This is a genomic window from Sphingomonas sp. (assembly GCF_042091075.1).
Taxonomy (GTDB): Bacteria; Pseudomonadota; Alphaproteobacteria; order Sphingomonadales; family Sphingomonadaceae; genus Sphingomonas.
Window position 1 is genome coordinate 1 of record NZ_JBELIE010000201.1, and the last position, 5089, is coordinate 5089.

Annotated in this window: 3 protein-coding genes; all 3 read left to right on the forward strand. The window is 65.9% G+C overall.

Features of this window, described 5'->3' with window-relative positions:
• The coding region (locus ACFDSW_RS15160; RefSeq protein ID WP_375251110.1) for a sugar-binding domain-containing protein at window positions 1-2833 on the forward strand (2833 nt) is incomplete at its 5' end.
• Window positions 2830-3816 carry an ROK family protein gene (locus tag ACFDSW_RS15165; RefSeq protein WP_375251111.1) on the forward strand — a complete coding sequence of 329 codons (987 nt, stop codon included), beginning with the start codon at window positions 2830-2832 and terminating at the stop codon, window positions 3814-3816. The genes ACFDSW_RS15160 and ACFDSW_RS15165, both read left to right, overlap by 4 nt.
• A 58-nt stretch (window positions 3817-3874) precedes the next feature.
• The coding region (locus ACFDSW_RS15170) for a LamG-like jellyroll fold domain-containing protein (protein ID WP_375251112.1) at window positions 3875-5089 on the forward strand (1215 nt) is incomplete at its 3' end.

Genomic DNA, 5089 nt, shown 5'->3' on the forward strand with positions numbered 1-5089 from the left:
ACGCTCTTCCGATCTGACCTGGCCGGTGCAGAAGAAGCAGCAGATCGGACAGGAAACGCCGCAGCCCGCCGAGACGCTCCCCGTCTCGCGCGCGCCGTTGTCGGCCCCCGTCGCCAAGCCGATACACGACCTGCCGGTACTGACGAGCGGCACAGACGGCCGCTGGACGGTCAACGGCTGGCGTCTCGTCGCCGCCCCGGATGTCCGAGACGCGGGACCGATCGTGTCGCAGCCGGGCTATGACGTGAGCACCTGGCATGTCGCGACGGTGCCGGGCACCGTGCTGACCACTCTGGTCGATCGCGGCGTCTATCCCGATCCCGGCTACGGCCTCAACAACATGGCGATCCCGGAAAAGCTCAGCCGCCAGGCTTATTGGTACCGGACGCAATTCCGCGTGCCGGCGGCAGACGCCGCGGCGCACACCTTCCTCACCTTCAAGGGGATCAATTACGCGGCGGAGGTCTGGGTAAACGGGCAATTGGTGGGCGACGTAAAGGGCGCGTTCGTTCGGGGCCGCTTCGACCTATCGAAGGTGGCTGCGCCCGGCAGCATGGCGGCCATCGCCGTCAAGATCCTCCCCCCGCCCCACCCCGGGATCGCCCATGAGGAATCGCTGACGGCCGGGGCCGGCGAGAATGGCGGCATGCTGGTGCTGGATGGGCCGACCTTCGTCGCCGCCGAAGGATGGGACTGGATCCCCTCGGTCCGCGATCGCAACATGGGCATCTGGCAGCCGGTGCTGATCGAACAGGTCGGCCCGGCGCGGATCGGCGATGCGCAGGTCGTCACGACATTGCCCAAGCCCGACAACAGCCTCGCCCAGGTCGAAATCCGCATACCGGTCGAGAACCTTTCCGATCAGGCCGTCGAGACCATCGTGCGCGCCCAATTCGACGATGTCACCGTCAGCCGATCGATCTCCCTCGCGCCGCACCAGACGACGGTCGTCGCCTTCCTGCCCGGCGATTATTCCCAGCTCACCGTTCGCGAGCCGCTGCTGTGGTGGCCGAACGGCTACGGCAAGCCGAACCTCCACGACCTGCACATCGCGGCGTCGGTCGCCGGAAAGCCATCGGATGCGCGCACGACGCGCTTCGGCATCAGGCAAGTCACCTACGACATGTCATTGATGGATGAGGCGGGAGATTTGCGGCGGGTCGGCATCGACCTTTCCCGCGCCCGTACGCTGGGACAACAGATCGTCGACGGCAGCCATGAGGGGATTCGCAAGGCCAAGGGCGGCTGGGCCGCATCTCTTGCCCCCGGTGCGATCCGTTCGCCGGCCGTCACACCGATCGAGGGCGAGGCGGAACTTGCGCCGCATCTCGTCATCCGGGTGAACGGCGTCCGCATCGCCGCCCGCGGCGGCAATATCGGCATGGACGACTTCATGAAGCGCGTCGAGCGCGAGCGCCTCGAGCCATTTTTCCGCCTGCATCGCGACGGCAACATGAACATCATCCGCAACTGGGTCGGCCAGAATACCGAGGACACATTCTACGATCTGGCGGACGAATATGGCCTGATGGTGCTCAACGACTTTTGGGAGTCGACGCAAGACTACAATCAGCAGGTCGACGACGTGCCCCTGTTCATGAGCAATGCGAAAGACGTCGTCGCTCGATATCGCAACCATCCCTCGATTGTAGCGTGGATCGGTCGCAACGAGGGCGTGCCGCAACCGGTGCTCAACAACGCGCTGCAATCGCTGATCGCGACGGAGGACGGTACCCGCCTCTACATGGGATCGTCGAATACGGTGAATCTCGCCGGCAGCGGGCCATACGACTGGCGCGAACCCGAAACCTATTTCACCGACCACGCCAAGGGATTTGCGGTGGAACTAGGGACGCCGTCCTTTCCCACGCTGGAAAGCTGGAAACGCGCGATCCCGAAGGAGGACCTCTGGCCGATCAGCGACGCTTGGGCCTATCACGACTGGCATCAGGATCGCGGCGGATCGGTCAAGACCTACATGGACGCGATGCGCGTCCGCTTCGGCGAAGCGGACAGCCTCGAGGATTTCAGCGGCAAGGCGCAATTGCTGCAATATGATTCGTATCGCGCGATCTTCGAGGGGTTCAACGCCGGGCTGTGGAAGACGAACAGCGGCCGGATGCTGTGGATGACCCAACCGGCCTGGCCGTCCAGCGCCTGGAACATCTTCAGCTCCGACTATGATACGCAGGCCTCTTATTATGCGGTGCAAAAGGCGTCGGAGCCGGTGCATGTGCAGATGAACCTGCCCGATCACCGGATCGTCGTGGTCAATAACACCCGCGAACCGCTGCCGGGCATGACGGTGCGGGTGCGGATCGCTGATCTGCAGGGCAAAATCATCGCCGAACGCGCCGTGCGGGTCGATGCGGCGCGTGAAGCCGTCACCGACGCGATGACGATCCCGCCCGGAACGCTGGCATCAAGCCCCGTGACGCTGGTTAGTCTCGAAGCGGTCGATGACAAGGGCATCAGCCGCTCGCGCAACTTCTATTGGCAGGGCCGTCAGCCGTCGGACCTCAAGGGCATGACGTCGATGCCCAAGGCTGAACTGACCGCAGCAATGACGGCACGGATCGACGGCGCGGAAACCGCCGCGACGATCACGCTGCGCAACGCCACGCAGACGCCGGTCATCGAGGCGAAGGCGACGCTGTTCGATGCCGCCGGGCATCAGGTACTGCCGGCCTATTTTACCGACAATTACGTATCGCTGCTGCCCGGCGAGGAACGGGTGATCGCCGTGCGATACCCAACCACCCGCGCAGCCGGACCGGTGAGCGTGCGCCTGACCGGTTGGAACGTGGCGCCGTCAACGGTGTCCGTACGATGATGGACGAATACGCATCGCAGCGCCGCACCGGGGCGGAACCGCTGGTGGCGGTGGCCCGCAGCCAGTGTATCGTCGGCATCGAGCTCGGCGGCACCAAGATCATTTGCACACTCGCCCGCCGCCATGACGACATCATCGAGACACGCCGGCTGGCGACACGCGATCCGGTCACCACGCTCGCCGCGATCGAGACGATCGTCGATGGCTGGGTGCGAACGCACGAGGTGCAGGCGCTCGGCATCGCCAGTTTCGGGCCGATCCAGCTCGACCGAACGGCCGACGACTATGGCCATATCGGCCAGACGACCAAGCCCGGCTGGCATGGCACCGACGTCGTCCAGCGCCTGATACGACGCTACGGGGTTCCGACCCAGGCCGACACGGACGTGAACGCCGCGGCGCTGGCGGAAGGTCGATGGGGCGCCGCCCGCGGGCTTTCAAGCTGGTGCTACATCACCATCGGAACGGGGGTCGGTGCCGGCATCGTCATCGGCGGGCAAACCGTGCAGGGCCTCGGGCATCCCGAGGCGGGGCATATGCTGGTGCGGCGCATGCCCGGCGATGATTGGCCGGGCGCGTGCCCGTTCCACGGCGACTGCGTCGAGGGTCTTGTTTCGGGGCCAGCGATCGAACGGCGGACCGGTCTGTCGGGAGACGCGATCACCGACGACGATCCGGTCTGGGCGCTTGTCGCGGACACGGTGGCTGCGATGGTCCACAACATGATTTTCACCGTCGTGCCGGAGCGTATCCTGCTCGGTGGTGGCGTCCCGTCGCGGCGGCCGTTCCTGATCCCGATGATCCGCAGCCGGCTGGTATCGCACATCGGCGGTTATGGCGGCGGCGACCTCATCGCGACCGATATCGGGACGCGGCTGATCGCACCGGGGCTTGGGGACGATGCCGGACCGCTGGGATCGCTCGCGCTCGCTCTGGATGCCATGCAGCACGCAATCGCAGTCGACGCGCAATTGCATATCTGATCCGCAAACGATCGGCCACGAGCAACGTGGACCGGCGTGGGATCATGGGAGGATAACGATGAAATATCACCACCAACGCTTTCGTATCGCGGCCTTGTGCGGGATCGCCGGTCTGGCGCTCGCCGCGACGCCAGGCAGCGCGCAGGATCCGTCCGAGATCGTCGATCATGGCCAGTCCGCCGCAACGGGTCCACACAGCGCCACCATTCTCGCCGACGGGGTCGGTCTCGAACACGCGCTTGCCTCCGATGCGCCGGGCCTCTCCCCCGGTACGCCCTGGACGATGTCGGCCTGGGTCAGGCCCAGCGTTGAACGCGCCGGCCACACCATCGTCGCGCAATTGGGCAACGGCAACGCGGTTCGGGCCATCGCGATCGATCGCGGCCATCTCGCCTTCTGGAATGGCCAGGGCGCAATGACGCGGACGGGCGCGCCGATGCCGGTCGGCCGCTGGACGTTCGTGACCGCGTTGAGCGACGGCCGCACCGTGCGGTTGTTCGCCGACGGCGTCATGGTCGGCAACGCTGTGCCGGCATCGTCGCCGCTGGCGCCTGTGCTGGCGCTGGCGCCCGCGCCTGGCGCTGGCGCGCCGGCCGAGGCTGAGCACTTCGGCGGGGACATCTTCGAGCTGCGCCTGCTGACGCGGGTCGCGTCGTCATCCGAATTGAAGGCGCTGGCGAAAACCCGGCCTCAGGTCATGCCGGCGCAGCTCATCAAGCCGGGCGTTGGCTGGGAATGGCAGGAAAAGCAGTGGCGGGGCTATTTCCAGCCGCAGGACTTTTGGACGCTGCCGAAGAGCAACACGTCGCCCGCCAAGCCGGTCGCCAAACCGCTCGGCGCGCGGCCGTCGATGACGCCGCTTGCGGCCAACCGTTGGCAGATCGGCGACTGGAAGCTGGCCTTTGCCGACAAGACGAATGCCACCGGTGCTCAATTGTCCGTCAGCGGCGCCAAACCGGGCGAATGGTACGAGGCGACGGTGCCCGGCACCGTGCTGACCACGCTGGTCGATCGCGGCGTCTATCCAGACCCTGCCTACGGCCTGAACAATATGGCGATCCCCGACAATCTCGCGCGCCAGGACTATTGGTACCGCACCGAATTCGACCTGCCGTCGACGGCGGGCGGCAAAAGGTTCCTCGTCTTCAAGGGCATCAACTACGCGGCGGAGGTATGGGTCAACGGTCGCCGCGTCGGCGACGTGCGCGGCGCGTTCATCCGGGGACAGTTCGATGTCTCTGGGCTGTTGCGGGCGGGGCGCAATGCGATCGCC